The organism is Streptomyces sp. NPDC088194 (assembly GCF_040702025.1).
Taxonomy (GTDB): domain Bacteria; phylum Actinomycetota; class Actinomycetes; order Streptomycetales; family Streptomycetaceae; genus Actinacidiphila.
Map to the genome: position 1 here is coordinate 1 of NZ_JBFBIV010000134.1, position 17,413 is coordinate 17,413.

General features: G+C 72.0%; 13 protein-coding genes. 6 read left to right on the top strand and 7 right to left on the bottom strand.

Translation table 11 applies throughout. From position 1 onward, the window contains the following. The 5 genes from pgl to tkt all read right to left on the bottom strand — a co-directional run. Positions 1-774: 6-phosphogluconolactonase (gene pgl, locus AB0399_RS37610; protein ID WP_366414338.1), on the bottom strand; the 774-nt coding region annotated here is incomplete at its 3' end. After that, a complete protein-coding gene (gene opcA, locus AB0399_RS37615) occupies positions 771-1,832 on the bottom strand; it encodes a glucose-6-phosphate dehydrogenase assembly protein OpcA (RefSeq protein ID WP_366414339.1) in 1,062 nt (353 codons plus the stop codon). The genes pgl and opcA, both read right to left, overlap by 4 nt. Next, entirely contained in the window at positions 1,829-3,373 is a 1,545-nt protein-coding gene (gene zwf, locus AB0399_RS37620) for a glucose-6-phosphate dehydrogenase (protein WP_328462764.1), read from the bottom strand. Before zwf ends, opcA begins: the two co-directional genes overlap by 4 nt. A 1-nt stretch (position 3,374) precedes the next feature. After that, positions 3,375-4,493, bottom strand: coding sequence for a transaldolase (tal, locus tag AB0399_RS37625; RefSeq protein WP_366414340.1), 1,119 nt, complete (start codon positions 4,491-4,493; stop codon positions 3,375-3,377). A 35-nt stretch (positions 4,494-4,528) separates the two neighbouring features. Further along, positions 4,529-6,616, bottom strand: a complete 2,088-nt coding sequence (gene tkt, locus AB0399_RS37630) for a transketolase (protein WP_366414341.1) — start codon at positions 6,614-6,616, stop codon at positions 4,529-4,531. A gap of 293 nt (positions 6,617-6,909) precedes the next feature. On the opposite strand from tkt, the gene AB0399_RS37635 reads away from it, so the two are divergent. The 4 genes from AB0399_RS37635 to AB0399_RS37650 all read left to right on the top strand — a co-directional run bounded on the left by AB0399_RS37635 (position 6,910) and on the right by AB0399_RS37650 (position 13,021). Next, entirely contained in the window at positions 6,910-7,869 is a 960-nt protein-coding gene (locus AB0399_RS37635; protein ID WP_366414342.1) for a heme o synthase, read from the top strand. Positions 7,870-8,181: 312 nt separating this feature from the next. Beyond that, complete coding sequence (locus tag AB0399_RS37640; RefSeq protein WP_366414343.1) at positions 8,182-11,322, top strand: GH92 family glycosyl hydrolase; 3,141 nt, start codon at positions 8,182-8,184, stop codon at positions 11,320-11,322. 153 nt (positions 11,323-11,475) lie between these two features. Continuing rightward, on the top strand, positions 11,476-11,811 hold the full coding sequence (locus AB0399_RS37645) for a hypothetical protein (RefSeq protein WP_329370599.1): 336 nt from the start codon (positions 11,476-11,478) through the stop codon (positions 11,809-11,811). Between the two features lie 121 nt (positions 11,812-11,932). Beyond that, on the top strand, positions 11,933-13,021 hold the full coding sequence (locus AB0399_RS37650) for an amidohydrolase (protein ID WP_366414348.1): 1,089 nt from the start codon (positions 11,933-11,935) through the stop codon (positions 13,019-13,021). A gap of 72 nt (positions 13,022-13,093) precedes the next feature. On the opposite strand, the gene AB0399_RS37655 is transcribed toward AB0399_RS37650, so the two are convergent. Further along, the gene (locus tag AB0399_RS37655; RefSeq protein ID WP_366414344.1) at positions 13,094-14,110 is read right to left on the bottom strand and encodes a COX15/CtaA family protein; all 1,017 of its coding nucleotides are present in this window, start codon (positions 14,108-14,110) and stop codon (positions 13,094-13,096) included. A 144-nt stretch (positions 14,111-14,254) separates the two neighbouring features. Here AB0399_RS37655 and AB0399_RS37660 point away from each other — a divergent pair, with 144 nt between their 5' ends. After that, the gene (locus AB0399_RS37660) at positions 14,255-15,553 is read left to right on the top strand and encodes a glycosyl hydrolase family 28-related protein (protein WP_366414345.1); all 1,299 of its coding nucleotides are present in this window, start codon (positions 14,255-14,257) and stop codon (positions 15,551-15,553) included. 34 nt (positions 15,554-15,587) lie between these two features. Here the strand turns inward: AB0399_RS37660 and AB0399_RS37665 are convergent, their stop codons facing one another. Beyond that, entirely contained in the window at positions 15,588-16,415 is an 828-nt protein-coding gene (locus AB0399_RS37665; protein ID WP_366414346.1) for a phytanoyl-CoA dioxygenase family protein, read from the bottom strand. Positions 16,416-16,485: 70 nt separating this feature from the next. Here AB0399_RS37665 and AB0399_RS37670 point away from each other — a divergent pair, with 70 nt between their 5' ends. Beyond that, positions 16,486-17,325, top strand: a complete 840-nt coding sequence (locus AB0399_RS37670) for a helix-turn-helix domain-containing protein (protein WP_366414347.1) — start codon at positions 16,486-16,488, stop codon at positions 17,323-17,325. Positions 17,326-17,413: the final 88 nt, after the last annotated feature.

Consider the following 17,413-nt stretch of genomic DNA (forward strand, 5'->3'; position numbering starts at 1 on the left):
GGCCGCCGGATACAGCTCGGCGGGGATCTTCGCGGCCGCCGCGCGGTCCAGCAGCCACAGCGTGCGGGCCCGGCCGTAGGCGCCCGAGGCGGGTGCCTGGACCTCGCCCGGCGAGGACAGCGCGAGCGCGACCGCGCCCGCCTTGTCCTCGCCCGCGGCGAGTAGCCACACCTCCCGGGCCGAGCGGATCGCCGGGAAGGTCAGCGAGATCCGGGTCGGCGGCGGCTTGGGCGAGCCGTGCACACCGATCACGGTGCGGACGGTCTCCCGGGTGCCGGGGTGCTCCGGGAAGAGCGAGGCCACATGGGTGTCCGGGCCGACGCCCAGCATGAGGACGTCGAACGACGGCACCCGGGTGTGGTCCTCCGGCCCGGCCGCGGCGGCCAGCTCCGTCGCGTAGGCCGCCGCGGCGGCCTCCACGTCGGACTCGTAGGCACCGTCGGACGGCGCCATCGGGTGCACCCGGGCCGGGTCGAGCGGCACCGAGTCCAGCAGCGCCTCCCGGGCCTGGGTGTGGTTGCGCTCCGGGTCCCCCTCGGGGAGGAACCGCTCGTCGCCCCACCACAGGTCCAGCCGCGCCCAGTCCACCGCGTCACGCGCCGGGGCCTCGGCGAGCGCGGCCAGCAGCCCGTTGCCGTTCCGCCCGCCGGTGAGCACCACCGAGGCGGAGCCACGGGCGGCCTGGGCGTCCACGATCTTCGTGATCAGCCTGGCCGCCGCGGCCCGCGCCATCAGCTCCTTGTCCCGGTGGACGACCACCTGCGGGGTACTCACTTCTCCGCCGCCGCCTTACCGGAGCCCGAGCCGGAAGCGGCCTTCTTCGCCGGCGTCGCCTTCGCCGCGCCCTCGGCCTTGGCTCCCGACCCGTTGGACCCGTTGGACCCGGCCGCACGCGCGATCCCGTCGGAGCTCAGCAGCTGCCGCTCGCCGAACTTCACGGTGGCGCGGTATATGTCGTCCGGGTCGAGCCTGCGCAGCTCCTCGGCGATCAGCTCCGAGGTCTCCCGGCGCTTGAGCGCCACATGGCGGTCGGGCTGCCCCGGCACCGCCAGCTCGGCCAGCCCGCCCTCGGGCCGGTCCAGGCAGATGTCGCCGTCGGAGGTGGCCAGCCGCACCGCGGTCAGCCCGGGGCCGTTGCTGACCTTGCGCTCCACCGGCACACCGAGCCGGTCCGCCAGCCACAGCACCAGCAGCTCGGCGCTCGGGTTGTACGCCTCACCCTCCACCGAGGCACTCTCGATCTTGCCGTGCCGCTGGTCGAGAGCGGCGGCCAGCATCGAGCGCCACGGGGTGATCCGGGTCCAGGCCAGGTCGGTGTCACCGGGTGAGTACGTCTTCGCCCGCAGCCCGAGCGAGCCCACGGGGTCCTCGGCGGCCGCCGAGTCGGTGATCCGGCGCGCCGCCAGCCGGCCCAGCGGGTCCTCCGCGGCGTTTTCCGGGGCCTTGTCCGGCCACCAGCACACCGCGGGGGCGTCCGGCAGCAGCAGCGGCAGGACCACCGACTCGGCGTGGTTGGCCAGCTCGCCGTGCATACGCAGCACCACGGTCTCGCCGGTGCCCGCCTCGTCGCCGACCACGACCTCGGCGTCCAGCCGGGCCAGCGCCCGGTCCCGCGGCGAGCGCCCGGGCCGCTTGATGACGACCAGTATCCGGGAGGGGTGCTCCTTGGACGCCTCGTGCGCGGCCTTCAACGCGTCGTAGGCGCTGCCCTCGTCGGTGACGATGACCAGCGTCAGCACCATGCCGACCGCTGGGGTGCCGATCGCCCGCCGGGCCTGGATCAGCCCGGCGTTGATCTTCGAGGACGTGGTGTCCGTCAGATCGATCTTCATGGCCTGCGCCAGCTCCTGCCGTCTTGTGCGAGCATCTCGTCCGCCTCGGTCGGGCCCCAGGTGCCGGACGCGTACTGCGCCGGCTTGCCGTGCCTGTCCCAGTACTGCTCGATGGGGTCGAGGATGGTCCAGGACAGCTCGACCTCCTGGTGCCGCGGGAAGAGGTTCGCGTCACCGAGCAGCACGTCCAGGATGAGCCGTTCGTACGCCTCCGGGCTGGACTCGGTGAACGACTCGCCGTAGGCGAAGTCCATCGTGACGTCCCGCACCTCGGTGGAGGTGCCGGGCACCTTGGAGCCGAACCGCACGGTCACGCCTTCGTCCGGCTGGACCCGGATGACCAGCGCGTTCTCGCCCAGCTCCTCGGTGGCGCCGGACTCGAACGGCAGGTAGGGGGCCCGCTTGAAGACCACCGCGATCTCGGTGACGCGGCGGCCGAGCCGCTTGCCGGTGCGCAGGTAGAACGGCACACCCGCCCACCGGCGGTTGTTGATCTCCAGCTTCACCGCGGCGTAGGTGTCGGTCTTGGACTTGGGGTCGATGCCGTCCTCCTCCAGGTACCCGAGCACCTCCTCGCCGCCCTGCCAGGCGTGTGCGTACTGGCCGCGCACGGTGTACTTGCCCAGGTCGTCGGGGAGCACGACCGCGCCGAGCACCTTCAGCTTCTCCGCGGTGAGCGCCTTGGGGTGGAAGGAGCCGGGCTCCTCCATCGCGGTCAGCGCCAGCAGTTGCAGCAGGTGGTTCTGGATGACGTCGCGCGCGGCGCCGATGCCGTCGTAGTACCCGGCGCGGCCGCCGATCCCGATGTCCTCGGCCATGGTGATCTGCACGTGGTCGACGTAGGACCGGTTCCAGATCGGCTCGTACATGGTGTTGGCGAAGCGCAGCGCCAGGATGTTCTGGACAGTCTCCTTGCCCAGGTAGTGGTCGATCCGGAAGACCTCGTTGGGCGGGAAGACGTCGTGCACGATCTGGTTGAGCTGCTGGGCGCTGGCCAGGTCGTGGCCGAACGGCTTCTCGATCACCGCGCGCCGCCACGAGTCGCCGGTGCCCTGCGACAGGCCGTGCTTCTTCAGCTGCTGCACCACGTTCGGGAAGAACTTCGGCGGCACGGACAGGTAGAAGGCGAAGTTGCCGCCGGTGCCGCGGGCCTTGTCCAGGTCCTCGATGGTCGACTTGAGCTGCTCGAAGGCCTTGTCGTCGTCGAAGTTGCCCTGGACGAAGCGGCAGCCCTCGGCGAGCTGCTGCCAGACCTCCTCGCGGAAGGGGGTGCGGGCGTGTTCCTTGACCGCGTCGTGCACCTCCTGGGCGAAGTCCTCGTTCTCCCACTGGCGGCGGGCGAACCCGACCAGCGCGAAGCCCGGCGGCAGCAGGCCGCGGTTGGCCAGGTCGTACACCGCCGGCATCAGCTTCTTGCGGGACAGGTCGCCGGTGACCCCGAAGATCACCAGGCCGGACGGCCCGGCGATCCGCGGCAGCCGCCGGTCGAGCGGGTCACGCAGCGGATTGCCCACCGTCAGCTTCTCGTCCTCGGATGTCACCTCACGCCTCCGAAGGGGCGAGCCGCTCGAGTTCGGCCTTGGTGGAGTCCAGGAGTTCGTTCCAGGCCGCCTCGAACTTCTCGACGCCCTCGTCCTCCAGCACCTGCACCACGTCGTCGTACGACACGCCGACCGTGGCGAGCGCGTCGATGTCGGCCTGCGCCTGCGCGTAACCGCCTCGGACGGTGTCGCCGGTGACCTCGCCGTGGTCCGCGGTCGCCTCCAGCGTGGCCTCGGGCATGGTGTTCACCGTGTTCGGCGCGACCAGCTCCGTGACGTACAGCGTGTCGGAGTAGGCGGGGTCCTTCACACCGGTGGAGGCCCACAGCGGGCGCTGCTTGTTGGCGCCGGCCCGCTCCAGGGCGGCCCAGCGGTCGGTGCCGAAGACCTCTTCGTACGCCTGGTAGGCCAGCCGCGCGTTGGCCACGGCGGCCTTGCCCTTGAGCGCCTTGGCCTGGTCGGAGCCGATCTTCTCCAGCCGCTTGTCGATCTCCGTGTCCACGCGGGAGACGAAGAACGACGCGACGGAGTGGATCTCGGCGAGGTCCAGGCCGGCGGCCTTGGCCTTCTCCAGACCGGACAGGTAGGCGTCCATCACCGCGCGGTACCGCTCCAGCGAGAAGATCAGCGTGACGTTGACGCTGATGCCCTTGCCGATCACCTCGGTGATCGCCGGCAGCCCGGCCTTGGTCGCGGGGATCTTGATCAGGGTGTTCGGGCGGTCGACCAGCCAGGCCAGCTGCTTGGCCTCGGCGACCGTGGCCACCGTGTTGTGCGCCAGCCGCGGGTCCACCTCGATGGACACCCGGCCGTCCTGGTGGTTGCTGGCGTCGTAGACCGGACGCAGGACGTCGGCGGCGTCGCGGACGTCCGCGGTGGTGATCATCCGCAGCGCCTCCTCGACGGTCAGCTTCCGCGCCGCGAGGTCCTTGAGCTGTCCGTCGTAACCGTCGCCCTGGGAGATGGCCTTCTGGAAGATCGACGGGTTGGTGGTGACACCCACCACGTGCTGCTGGTCGATGAGTTCGGCCAGGTTGCCGGACGTGATGCGCTTGCGCGACAGGTCGTCCAACCAGATCGCGACGCCTTCGTCGGAGAGGCGCTTGAGTGCGTCTGTCATGGGAATTGCATCTCCTGAAATGTCGTGTACCAGCGTCAGCGGTCTGCGGCGGCGAGAGATTCCCGGGCGGCGGCGGCCACCGCCTCCGCGGTGAAACCGAACTCGCGGAAGAGCAGCTTGCCGTCGGCCGAGGCACCGTAGTGCTCGATGCTGACGATCCGGCCGGCGTCTCCCACGTAGCGGTACCAGGTGAGGCCGATGCCGGCCTCGACGGCGACCCGCGCCTTCACCGAGGACGGCAGCACGCTCTCGCGGTACGCCGCGTCCTGCTCCTCGAACCACTCCACGCACGGCATCGAGACCACCCGGGTCGGGATGCCCGCGGCCTGCAGCTCCTCGCGCGCGCCCACCGCGAGCTGCACCTCGGAGCCGGTGCCGATCAGGATCACCTGCGCGGGGCCGCCCTCGGCCTCGAACATGACGTACCCACCGCGGGCGGTGTCCTCGTGGACCGGGTAGGTCGGCACGCCCTGCCGGGTCAGCGCCAGGCCGTGCGGGGCGCCCTTGCCGATCTCCTTGGTCCAGCGCTTCTGGATCTCGCGCCAGGCGATCGCCGTCTCGTTGGCATCCGCGGGGCGCACCACGTTCAGCCCCGGGATGGCGCGCAGCGAGGCCAGGTGCTCCACCGGCTGGTGGGTCGGGCCGTCCTCGCCGACGCCGATCGAGTCGTGCGTCCACACGTACGTCACCGGCACGTGCATCAGCGCGGACAGCCGGACGGCGTTGCGCATGTAGTCGGAGAAGACGAGGAACGTGCCGCCGTAGACACGGGTGTTGCCGTGCAGCGTGATGCCGTTCATCTCCGCGGCCATGGAGTGCTCGCGGATGCCGAAGTGCACGGTCCGGCCGTACGGGTCAGCGCCGGGCAGCGGGTTGCCGGCCGGGAGGAACGACGAGTTCTTGTCGATGGTGGTGTTGTTCGACCCGGCGAGGTCCGCGGAGCCGCCCCACAGCTCGGGGATCACCGAGCCCAGCGCCTCCAGGACCTTGCCCGAGGCGGCGCGGGTGGCCAGCGAGGCGCCGACCTCGAACTCCGGCAGCTGCTCCTGCCAGCCGTCCGGCAGCTCGGCCGCGTCGATCCGGTCGAACAGCTCGGCGCGCCGCGGGTTCGCGGTGCGCCAGGCGGCGAAGGACTTCTCCCACTGCGCGCGCGTGTCGCGGCCGCGGTCGCCGACCGCCCGGGTGTGGGTGATCACGTCGTCGGCCACGTCGAAGTGCTTGTCCGGGTCGAAGCCCAGCACCTGCTTGGTGGCCCGCACTTCGTCCTCGCCGAGGGCCGAGCCGTGCGCGGCGCCGGTGTTCTGCTTGTTGGGCGCGGGCCAGCCGATGATCGAGCGGACCGCGACGAACGACGGCCGCTCCGTCTCGGCCTTGGCGGCCAGCAGCGCGGCGTGCAGCGCGTGCACGTCGAGGTCGCCGTTCTCCTTCGGGGCCACCCGCTGGACGTGCCAGCCGTATGCCTCGTACCGCTTGACGGTGTCCTCGGAGACGGCCGTCTCGGTGTCGCCCTCGATGGAGATGTGGTTGTCGTCCCACAGCAGCACCAGGTTGCCGAGCTTCTGGTGGCCGGCCATCGAGGACGCCTCGGCGGAGATGCCCTCCTGGAGGCAGCCGTCACCGGCGATCGCCCAGATGGTGTGGTCGAAGGGAGAGGTGCCGGCCGGCGCGTCCGGGTCGAACAGCCCGCGCTCGTAACGCGAGGCCATGGCCATGCCCACCGCGTTGGCCACGCCCTGGCCGAGCGGGCCGGTGGTGGTCTCCACGCCCGTGGTGTGGCCGTACTCCGGGTGGCCGGGGGTCTTGGAGCCCCAGGTGCGCAGGGCCTCCAGGTCGGCCAGCTCCAGGCCGTAACCGGCGAGGTAGAGCTGCGTGTAGAGGGTCATGCTGGAGTGCCCGGCGGACAGCACGAAGCGGTCGCGGCCGGTCCAGTCGGCGTTCGCCGGGTCGTGCCGCATGATCTTCTGGAACAGCAGGTAGGCCGCCGGGGCCAGGCTCATCGCCGTGCCAGGATGGCCGTTGCCGACCTTCTGCACGGAATCCATCGCGAGGACGCGGGCGGTGTCCACGGCCCGCTGGTCCAGATCGCTCCACTCAAGGTCTGTGGTCGTCGGCTGCTTGCTCACCCTGGGTCAGGGCTCCTCTCCACATAAGTTGAAAAGCGCCGGTGACTGGTGCCTACCCGACGTTCTTGAGCCTACCGCCGCAGGCGCGCGGGCCTTTGCCCACGCTGCCGCATCTGTGGATAACTCCTGCGCGGGCCGCGGATGACACGCCCCGCCCATGGACACCCCCCGCAGAAAGCCGGGTATTCCCTACGTCTAGAGTGGCGTGGTACGCGCAGGGACCGTGGTCCGCCGCCGCATCCGCGGCCGGCAGGCAGCCGGGACCTGCTGGACTCATCTCTCGTGGGGTGTTCGTGACAGCCGTCGAATCCCGACCCGCAGGGGTCATCGGGACGGGCTCGGGACAGACGAACTCCGGGCACCGGCCGCCGCGTGCCCGTGTCATGGCGTTCGTCGCGCTGACCAAGCCGCGCATCATCGAACTGCTGCTCATCACGACCGTTCCGGTGATGTTCCTGGCGGCCGATGGCGTGCCCAACCTCTGGCTGGTGCTGGCGACCGTGGTCGGCGGCTACCTGTCCGCGGGGGGCGCCAACGCGCTGAACATGTACATCGACCGCGACATCGACGCGCTGATGCACCGCACCGAGCAGCGTCCGCTGGTCACCGGGATGGTCTCGCCGGGCGAGGCCCTGGTCTTCGGCATCGTGCTGTCGGTGGTGTCCACCGTGTGGTTCGCGGTGCTGGTCAACCCGCTGTCCGCCGCGCTGTCGCTGACCGCGATCCTCTACTACGTGTTCGTCTACACGCTGTGGCTGAAGCGGCGCACCGCGCAGAACATCGTGTGGGGCGGTGTCGCGGGCTGCCTCCAGGTGTTCATCGGATGGTCGGCCGTGCGCAACGAACTCGGCTGGGCGCCTTTCGTGCTCTTCCTCGTCCTGTTCTTCTGGACCCCGCCGCACTACTGGCCGCTGTCCATGAAGGTCAAGGACGACTACGCCCGGGTCGGCGTGCCCATGCTCCCGGTCGTCGCCGGCAACCAGGTCGTCGCCCGGCAGATCGTGCTCTACAGCTGGGTCATGGTCCTCACCTCGCTCACCTTGTGGTGGCCGCTGGGGGACACCTCCTGGTTCTACCCGGTGGTCGCGGGCGCCCTCGGCGCGTTCTGGCTGAAGGAGGCGCACGGGCTGCACGCCCGCGCCAAGGCCGGGGTGATGGGGGCGAAGCTCAAGGAGATGCGGCTGTTCCACTGGTCGATCACCTACGCCACGCTCCTGTTCGTCGCCGTGGCGATCGACCCCTTCCTGCACTAGGGACTTCTACACCGGGGACTCCCGCTTCCCGCAGTGGCGACTCCCGCGCCCCAGGCGCGAAAGGGCCGTGCCGACCCACATCGGGACAACCGGCACGGCCCCCATCAGCCCACCCCCGTACGACCGTTGATTTGAGCGCGGCCAGCCCCCAGGATGTGCTGGTCCCATCGACGAGTTCCTCGGGAGGTACGTGTGAGAAGGCGGCGCATGCTGCATGGCGCGCTCGTGACAGTGCTCGGTGCGGTGGCGACCCTGGTGGCCGCGGGTACGGCTTCGGCCGATATGACAACGTTGTCCGACAAACCGACAACGTTGTCATACTCCGCCACCTCCTCCGGTTCCGCGCTGGTGTCCGACCCGGCGAGCTATGTGGACCCGCTCATCGGCACCGGACGCGGCGGCTCGACCGTCGGCGAGATCAACAACTTCCCCGGGCCGTCCGCGCCGTTCGGGATGATGCAGTTCTCCCCGGACACGTCCGGCTCCTACGCCGGCTACCAGTACCACGACGACCAGATCCGCGGCTTCAGCCTCGACCACGCCTCCGTCGGCTGCCGCGCCTTCGGCGACGTGCCGATCCTGCCGGTGACGGGCGATGTGGGCAGCACCCCCTGGAACCTCACGGAGCACTTCACACACACCGGCGAGAAGGCCGAGCCCGGCTACTACGCGGTGACCCTCGACGCGTCGGGCGTCCGCGCCGAGCTGACCGCCTCCACCCGGACCGGTCTGGCCGCCTTCACCTTCCCCCAGGGGGCCGCGGCGGCGCAGTTGCTGGTCAAGGCCGGCGGCAGCCTCAACGGCGACAAGAGCGCCGACGTCCAGGTGGTGGGCGACCGGGAGGTCACCGGCTCGGCCACCACCGGTGACTTCTGCGGCAAGGGCAACGAGTACACCGTCCACTACGCGATCACCTTCGACCAGCCCTTCACCGCGCACGGCACCTGGGACGGCAGGACCGTGACCAAGGGCGGCGACTCCGCGAGCGCGGCGGGCGCCGGGGCGTACCTCACCTTCGGCGACGGCGGCAGCCGCACCGTGCGGGCCAAGGTCGCGATGTCGTACGTGTCCGTGGCGGGCGCCCAGGCCAACATGGCCGCGGAGGTGCCCGGCTGGGACCTCGACGCGCTGCACCGGCAGACCCGCGACCAGTGGACGCGGACCCTGCGCAAGGTGCGGGTCGCGGGGAAGGACACCGACGAGCTCACGACGTTCTACACCGCGCTCTACCACTCGCTGATGCACCCGAACACCTTCAACGACGCCGACGGCCGCTACATCGGCTTCGACGGCAAGGTCCGCACCCTGCCCGAGGGCCATGCGCAGTACACCAACTTCTCGGACTGGGACACCTACCGCTCGCTCGCGCCGCTGCAGGCGATGCTCTTCCCGCAGCAGGCGAGCGACATGGCCCAGTCCCTGGTCAACGACGCGGAGCAGGGCGGCTGGTGGCCGCGCTGGCCGCTGGCCAACGCGTACACCGGACAGATGACCGGCGACAACTCGGTGCCGCTCATCGCGAACCTGTACGCCTACGGGGCCCGCGACTTCGATCTGAAGACGGCGCTGAAGTACCTCGTCAAGGGCGCCACCACGGTGGACACGACCGCGGGCGCCTACCAGGAGCGGCCCGGCATCGCGGAGTACGTCGAGCGCGGCTACGCGCCGAACGACGACGCCGCCAAGGGCGACCACGGGCACGTCGGGGCCTCGGAGACCCTGGAGTGGGCCATCGACGACTTCTCGATCGCCCAGCTCGCCGACGCCGCCGGGCAGACCTCGGTGGCCCGCACCTTCGGCAGGCGCGGCCAGAACTGGCAGAACATCCTCGACCCCGCCACCGGCTACCTCGAACCGCGCGGCGAGGACGGCCGGTTCCCCGACAAGCCGGGCTTCCAGACCCCGGGCGACGGGCAGTTCGGCCAGGAGGGCTACGACGAGGGCAACGCCGCCCAGTACAACTGGCTCGTCCCGCAGGACATGGCCGGGCTGATCACCTCGATGGGTGGGGCGAGCGCCGCCACCGAGCGCCTCGACGGGTTCTTCTCCCAGCTCAACGCGGGCCCCAACGCCCCCTACATGTGGGCCGGCAACGAGATCGACTTCGGCGTGCCGTGGGTCTACAACCAGCTCGGCCAGCCGTGGAAGACGCAAGCGACGGTCCGGGAGATCGCCACCACCCTGTTCAGCCCCACCCCCGACGGCGAGCCCGGCAACGACGACCTGGGGGCGCAGTCCTCCTGGTACGTGTGGGCCGCGCTCGGCATGTACCCCGCGACGCCTGGCACGGCCGACCTCACCGTGCACAGCCCGATGTTCCAGCGGGTGGTGCTGGACCTGCCGGGCAAGGCCGCTGACCTGGACATCCGCGCCCCGCAGGCGGCGGACGACGCTCCTTACGTCCACCGGCTCACCCTCGACGGGCGCACCTGGGCGCGCACCTACCTGCCGCAGTCCGTCGTCTCGCACGGCGGGCGCCTGGACTTCACCCTGTCCACCACCCCCGACACGCACTGGGCCGCGTCCGCGAGCGTCGCGTCGCCCTCCTACCGCGCCGGTGAGCACGACTTCCTGGCCACGGCCACCCCGAACCAGTCGACGGTGGCGCCCGGCGGGGCGGCGGCCGACCTCACGGTCCACGCCCAGCGGCTGGCCGGGCACGGCCACGCGCTGACGGTCAGTGCCTCCCCGCCCCAGGGCATCAGCGTGACACCCGCCGGCACGTCCCTCGCGCTGGACCGGGCGACCGGCTCGGGCACCGTACGGCTGGCTGTCAAGGCGGCGGCGGGCACCGCGGACGGCTACTACGAGGTACCGCTCACCGTGCGCGGCACGGGGAGCGGCGGCGGCTCGCCGGTGCGCCTCACGGCCATCGTCCTGGTCGCCGCCGAGCACAGCCTGGCCGCGGAGTACGACAACGTGGGCACCACGCAGGACGGCGACCACGCGAGCGGCGACCTCGACGGCACCGGCAGCACCTACTCCCGTGAGGCGCTGGCCGCGGCGGGCCTGGTCGGCGGCGCGCGCACCGAGGTGTCCGGGACGTCGTTCGTCTGGCCGGACGCCCCCGTCGGACGCCCCGACAACGTGGTCGCCGACGGGCAGACCCTCGCGCTCGGGGACAGCGCGAAGACCGCCACCCGCCTGCTGTTCGTGGGCTCGGCGACCAACGGCGACCAGCGGGCCACCGCCCAGGTGACGTTCACCGACGGCAGCACGGCGCAGGCCGACCTGTCCTTCGGCGACTGGACGAAGCCCGGCGGCGGTTCGGCGCCGGTGCTGGGGAACACGCTGGTGGCCGCGACCGGTCACCGCAACGAGTCCGGTGGTGCGGGTCCGGCGGCGTACGTCTTCGCCACCACGCCGTTCGCCGTGCCGCAGGGCAAGCAGGTCGCGAGCGTGACGCTGCCGGACAACGGGAACCTGCACGTGTTCGCCGTCGGCCTCGGCTGAGGCGCCCGCGCCCTCCGGTACCTCCCGTACCGCCCGTACCGCCCGGCGGGGATCGAGCCCCCTTCCCGATCCCCGTCGGGCTGATCCCCGTCGGGCTGATCCGCGCCGGGCGCCGTCTTCCGCCGGGGGATTACCGGTGAGTAGGGTGGGGGCATGGCTGAGAGCAAGGTGGACAACGACCCCCGGGCCGAGCGGCGCGTACGGCGGCTGACCAGGGAGATCCACGCGTTCGGGCGGGCGCACGGCGGCGCGGACGCGCAGATCGCGTACCTGGGGGAGCGCGGCGCCCGGATCGTGTTGGTGGGGGAGGACGGCGCCTGGGGCGACCTGGTCGCGCCGACGTACGAACTGGCGCAGCGGGCCGTGGGCGCGTCGGGAGTGACCGCGCACGAGGCGTTCGACGGGGAGATGGCCGCGAAGGTGCGGACAGGGCCGTACGAGTGGTCCCGGATGGCAGGCATCCAGCTCGGCGGCCGGGCCGGCGGCTGACCGCGCTCCCTATTACCGCCCAGGTCGTTAGGACCAGTGCGGGCTGCCCCCGGCGGCCGTCCGCGCAGCGACCGAGGACCTGGGCAGGTCCGTGACCGACGGACGGGACGGGGTGCGGCCGATGGCCGGCACGGCACAGGCACACCTGGTGGACGCGCACTGCCACGGGGTGTACCCGGGCGAGCTGGGACTGGGCTCCTTCGAGGCGCGGCTGCCGGGCACCGCCGCCCCCGGCACCACCCTCTTCGACAGCCCCACCGGGTTCGCGCTGCGCCGCTGGTGCCCGCCGCTGCTCGGCCTGGAACCCCACTGCCCGCCGGCCCGCTACCTCGCCAGGCGCCGCGAGTTGGGCGCCTACGAGTCCGCCCGGCTGCTGTTGCGCGGCACGGGCGTGACGGCGTACGTCCTGGACACCGGCGAGCCCGGTGACCTCACCTCGCCGAAGGACCTCGCGGCGACCACGGGCGCGCCCGTCCTGGAGACGGTCCGGCTCGAACCGCTCGCCCAGCAGGTCGCCGACACCTCCGGCACGGTCGGCTCCTTCCTCGCGAACCTCGCGGAGGCCGTGCACGGTGCCGCGCTCGGTGCGGCCGGGTTCTCCTGCGGTGACGGGTCCGCTGGCCCGGCCGGCCGTGCTGGTGTGGAAGAGGGCGGCGAGGACGCGCGCCCGCCCGGGCCGGTGGAGGTACGGCAGGCCGCTGCGACCTGGCTCTCCGCTCGTGCGGTGGGGGCGCGGCCGGCCGATCCCGTCCTGCTGCGGCACATCCGGTGGCATGCCGTCGCCACCGGGTTGCCGCTGCTGCTGCGGTACGGCGCGGGTGGGGGCGGGCCCCGCGCCGCCTTGGGTTTCCTGCGGGCCACCACGGGGCTCGGCACCGAGGTCGTGCTGCTGCCCGACGCGCCCCACGAAGCGGCCGCCGCCGATCTCGCGACCGAACTCCCGCATGTCTACGTGGGTGTCGGGCGGAACCCCTCGGGGGTGCTCGGGCGGACGCCTTTCGGCAAGGTGCTCTACGCGAGCGGCGTGGGCGGACTGCCCGAGCTCGCCGTGACCGCGGCACGAGGGTTCCTGTCGGAGCTGGGGCGGGCCGTGGCCGAGCGCGTCCGCGCCGGTGAGTGGTCCGCGGCGGACGGACGGCGCGTGACGTCCTTGGTGACAGCGGACAACGCCCGGCGCCTCTTCACTCTCCCGCGGGGAGGCGCGGCTTGAGAGGCGCGGAACCCCGGGCGGACGACGCTCCCGCAGTGGGGGTCAGGCCCAACTCACCCGAGACGGTGCCCTCTACTTGCGGCCCGAGGGCTCGGCCAGGCGGGGAGCGCCCAGCGCGGCGGACGGCACCGACTCGCCGGGCTCGGTGAAGGGGCGTTCGCGGAAGGAGAGCAGCACGCGCAGGACCGCGATCCAGACCAGGCAGGCGCCGAACATGTGCAGGTCGACCAGGGCCGCAGGCAGGTGCGTGAAGTACTGGACGTAGCCGATGACGCCCTGCCCCATGAGGACGAGGAAGAGCTCGCGGACGCGGTGCTGCGGGCCGATCGGCGCGTCGACGGCGCGCAGCACGAACCAGAGGGCGACCGTCAGGCCGACCACGACCCACGCGAAGTCCGCGTGGAGCTGGGCGATGGTCTTCCAGTCCACGTCGATCCGCCGGACCTTGAAGGACCCGCTGGAGTCGCCCGGGTGCGGCCCGGCACCGCTGACGAGGGTGCCGACGACGATGAGGAGCGCGGAGGCGGTGGCGAGCAGCTGCCCGAGCTGCCGTACCGGCTTGCCGACCAGCGGGCGGGGCGACGCGTCGCCCTCCCGGAGGCGCTGCCAGGTGAGAGTGGCGACGGTGATCAGGGCCGCCGACAGCAGGAAGTGGAACGACACGACGTACGGGTTGAGCTTGGTGAGCACCGTCAGCCCGCCCCACACCGCGTTGAAGGCGACCACCCAGAACTGCGCCCACGCCAGCCGGTACAGGCCGCGGCGCGGCCACTCCGGCTGTGAGCGGATCGCGATGATCGCCCACCCGACCGTGGCGCACAGCACATACGTCAGCATGCGGTTGCTGATCTCGATGGTGTGGTGGATGCCCATCTCACGGGTGCCGAGCAGGCTGTCACCGCTGCACGTCGGCCAGGTCGGGCAGCCCAGGCCCGAGGCGGTCAGCCGGACCGCGCCCCCGGTGATCACGATCACCACGGACATCACCAGCGCCGCGAGCGCCGCCCGGCGCACCGCCACTGAGCTGGGGGTCCACCGTGCGGCGATGAAGGCGAGCGGGTTTCGCGCGATTTCGGGCAGCTTCGGCACGGGCCCATCGTAGGCGCACCCCTTGTGCACGGATTCACGAGGGGTGCCGGCTGCGCGGCCGGACGTACATCTCGGGAAAACGCCCTCAACCCGGGCCCGGCGGCCCTAGCATCGTCGGTCACAGCCATACGGGAGGGGCCCCGGATGACCGGCGAGCACCGTGACAGCGTCAACCGCCGACGCCTGCTGTACGGGGGCGCGGCGGCGGCACTGGCCGGGACCGGCGCGGCGGCCTGGGCGAGCGGCGCCTGGGACGCGCCCGCGGCCGGCTCCGGGTCCCAGGACCACCCCGGGTACGCCGACGTGGTGGCCGACTTCGGTGCCAAGGGCGACGGCACCACCGACGACAGCGCCGCGTTCCAGGCCGCCTACGCGTACGCCGAGAAGCGGGCCGCCGGCGGCACCGGCCGTACCGTGATCATGGTGCCGCCCGGCCGGTACCGGGTGACGAGGCCCGGCGCGCTGCTCGACGCCGACTCGCCCTCCCACCGGGTCAACGGGCTGCGCTTCGTGGGCGCGGGCCTGCGGATCAGCGACATCGTCTTCGCGCCCGACGGCACCGACGGCCCCGACGGCGGCAGTTACCTGTGCCGCAACAACGACACGTGGCAGAACATCTCGTTCGAGGGGCTGCGCTTCACCTCCGGCACTCCCGGTGCCTCGTTCTTCTACTCCTACTCCACCGGCGGCGCGGCCGGCTACCGCTTCTCGGAGTGCGAGTGGATGGGGGAGTGGGAGTACGGCATCGCGCTCGACGGCAGCAACACCAACTCCGAGATGCGCTGGGAGGCGTGCCGGGTGGGCGGCGCCTACCGCAAGGCGTTCCTCTACGCGGGGCTGTCGCTGCACTCGACCGATGTCGAGCAGCAGGACCAGTTCCTCAACTACTGGTTCACCGACATGAACGTCACCTACGAGTGGGGCAACTTCCTGGAGTTCCCCTACGGCGGTTCCGTGACCTGCCGCGCCGGCAGCTACATCGTCACCGGGCGGCGCCCCACTCCGCACCCCGAATACGGCTTCGAGAGCGCCTTCTTCCGCTTCCCGCGCCCCGCCCACTTCGACGGGGTGCAGCGCTTCCACGCCGAGGACATCCGCTTCGAGCTGCGCGACGACGCGGTCGTGGTGATCGACTGCGCCTGGAACCGCGGCACCGTGCACTTCAACGACTGCGACGACACCGCGCACGCGTACCGGGCCTTCTCCGACGGGCTGCGCGCCCACCGCTACACCCTCGCCGAGGGCGGTCCCCTGGTCCGCTACGACTCCTGCCAGCTCGTCGGCACCCACCAGTTCCGCACCGCCCCCGGCGCCACCCCGCCGCCGTGCGTCCGCTACGACATGTGCCGCCTCGCCTCCCACCCGAGCGGGTCCTTCCTCGCTCTGGACGCGGGCCAGGACCGCGGCTTCGCCACCTTCGTGAGCTGCCTCCCGGCGACCTGAGCGCGGCGGGGCACCCCGGGCGTGCCCGGGCGGATCAGTGCGAGGCTCCCTCCCACCCGTCTCCGCACGGGCCGCCCCCTACCGCCTCGCCGATGGTGACCTCCGCGCCGTCCGCGCCGATCAGCGGCAGGTAGGGGCGGGCGATCTCGACGCTCGACCGGGGGACGTAGTGGAAGATGAGCGAGCGGCGGAAGCGGTCCGCGGTGGAGTTGGGCGGCGAACCGTGCACGGCACTGCCGTGGAAGAACAGGACGTCGCCCGGGCGCATGTCGGTCCGGACGGCGGACAGGCCCTCGCGCGGCCGGACCAGCCCGGTGGTGAAGGACTGCGCCGGGTCCGCCTCCTCGGGGCAGACCACCTCCATGGTGTGGCTGCCGGGAACGACGCCGAGCGCGCCGTTCGCCGCGTCGCAGCGGTCGACGGCGATCCACGCGGCGATGCAGGTCTCGGGATGCGCGCGAAGGAAGTAGTTGTCCTGGTGCATCGCCTGGCCGCGCGCGCCCGGGGGCTTGAAGTAGAACATCGACTGCGCGCCGTACACCGGGCCGACCGCCGCCGTGACCACGTCGAGGATGCGGGCGTCGGTCATCAGCCTGCGCGCGATGCGGCCGACCTCCAGGTCCGTCCTGCGGTGCGGGTTCATGAAGCGGGGGTAGCGGGCGAGGATGTCGTCGGCCGGTACCTCGTCCACGGCGCCCACCGCGCCGCGGTCGGTCTCGACCTGGGTCATGAACGCGGCCCTGACGGCGTCGATCTCGTCGGCGCCGAGCAGGCCGTCGACCTGGATCACGCCGTCACGTGCGTACCGGTCGCGCACCGCGACGCCGTCGCCGGGGGCGAGGGAGAGTGTGCTGGTCGTCATGGACTCATCGTCGGACCCGCGCGGCGGGAAGGGCATGGCGGAACCGGTCGCGGCCATGGATGATCCTGTCATGAGCGTACGCCGGACCGCCGTGACCATCGCGTCGCCGCACCACCGCGTGCTGTGCGGACGGCTCGACGAGGACAGCAGGTATCGCACGGTCCGAAGCGGGGGCACGACCGACTGGGTCATGTGCGTCACGGTGGCCGGACGCGGGCGGTTCCGGTCTCCCGGGCACCCCGACCTGCTCGCGGGACCGGACCGGATCACGCTCGTCGAGCCCGGCACCGCGCACGACTACGGCACCGACCGCGAAACGGGCACCTGGTCCCTGCGATGGGCGCACCTGGACCCGCCGGCCGGCTGGCTCCCGCTGCTCGACTGGCCCGTGGCGGCGCCCGGCATCCGCCAGGTCGACGTCGACGCCACGGTCCGCGCCCGCGTCGTCCAGGCGCTCGACCGCGCCGTCTCCGCCCGGCGGGCCGGCCTGCGCCGCAACACCCTCTTCGCGATGAACGCCGTCGAGGAGGCGCTGCTGTGGTGTGACACCCGCAACCCGCGCGAGACCGTGCTCGATCCCCGGCTCCTCGCGGTGCTGGAGCACGTCGGCGAGACCGTCGAGCAGCCGCACACCGTCGCCTCGCTGGCCCGGATCGGCGGGCTGTCCCCCTCCCGCCTGGCCCACCTCGCCTCCGCGCAGCTCGGCACCAGCCTCATGTCCCACGTGGACCGCCAGCGGATGGACCTGGCCCGCCAACTCCTCACGGTCACCGATCTGCCCGTGGCCACGATCGCCGCCCGCGCCGGCTTCACCGACCCCCTCTACTTCTCCCGCCGCTTCCGCGCGGCCACCTCCCTCTCACCCACCGCCTTCCGCACCCGCGAGCGCGGCAGGGGAGCGGCCGGCTAGGCCGTGTTTTGGAAGTAGCGCCGTCCGCCCAAAGGGCGGGGCCCGTGGCGTCTGGTGCGTGCGATCGCAAGGCGGAGGGTTGTCCTCG

Bases quoted from the DNA above. Each gene is read 5' to 3' on its own strand.
- AB0399_RS37670 (WP_366414347.1), top strand. From the start codon at position 16,486: ATGAGCGTACGCCGGACCGCCGTGACCATCGCGTCGCCGCACCACCGC.
- AB0399_RS37665 (WP_366414346.1), bottom strand. From the start codon at position 16,415: ATGACGACCAGCACACTCTCCCTCGCCCCCGGCGACGGCGTCGCGGTG.
- AB0399_RS37660 (WP_366414345.1), top strand. From the start codon at position 14,255: ATGACCGGCGAGCACCGTGACAGCGTCAACCGCCGACGCCTGCTGTAC.
- AB0399_RS37645 (WP_329370599.1), top strand. From the start codon at position 11,476: ATGGCTGAGAGCAAGGTGGACAACGACCCCCGGGCCGAGCGGCGCGTA.
- AB0399_RS37650 (WP_366414348.1), top strand. From the start codon at position 11,933: ATGGCCGGCACGGCACAGGCACACCTGGTGGACGCGCACTGCCACGGG.
- opcA (WP_366414339.1), bottom strand. From the start codon at position 1,832: ATGAAGATCGATCTGACGGACACCACGTCCTCGAAGATCAACGCCGGG.
- tal (WP_366414340.1), bottom strand. From the start codon at position 4,493: ATGACAGACGCACTCAAGCGCCTCTCCGACGAAGGCGTCGCGATCTGG.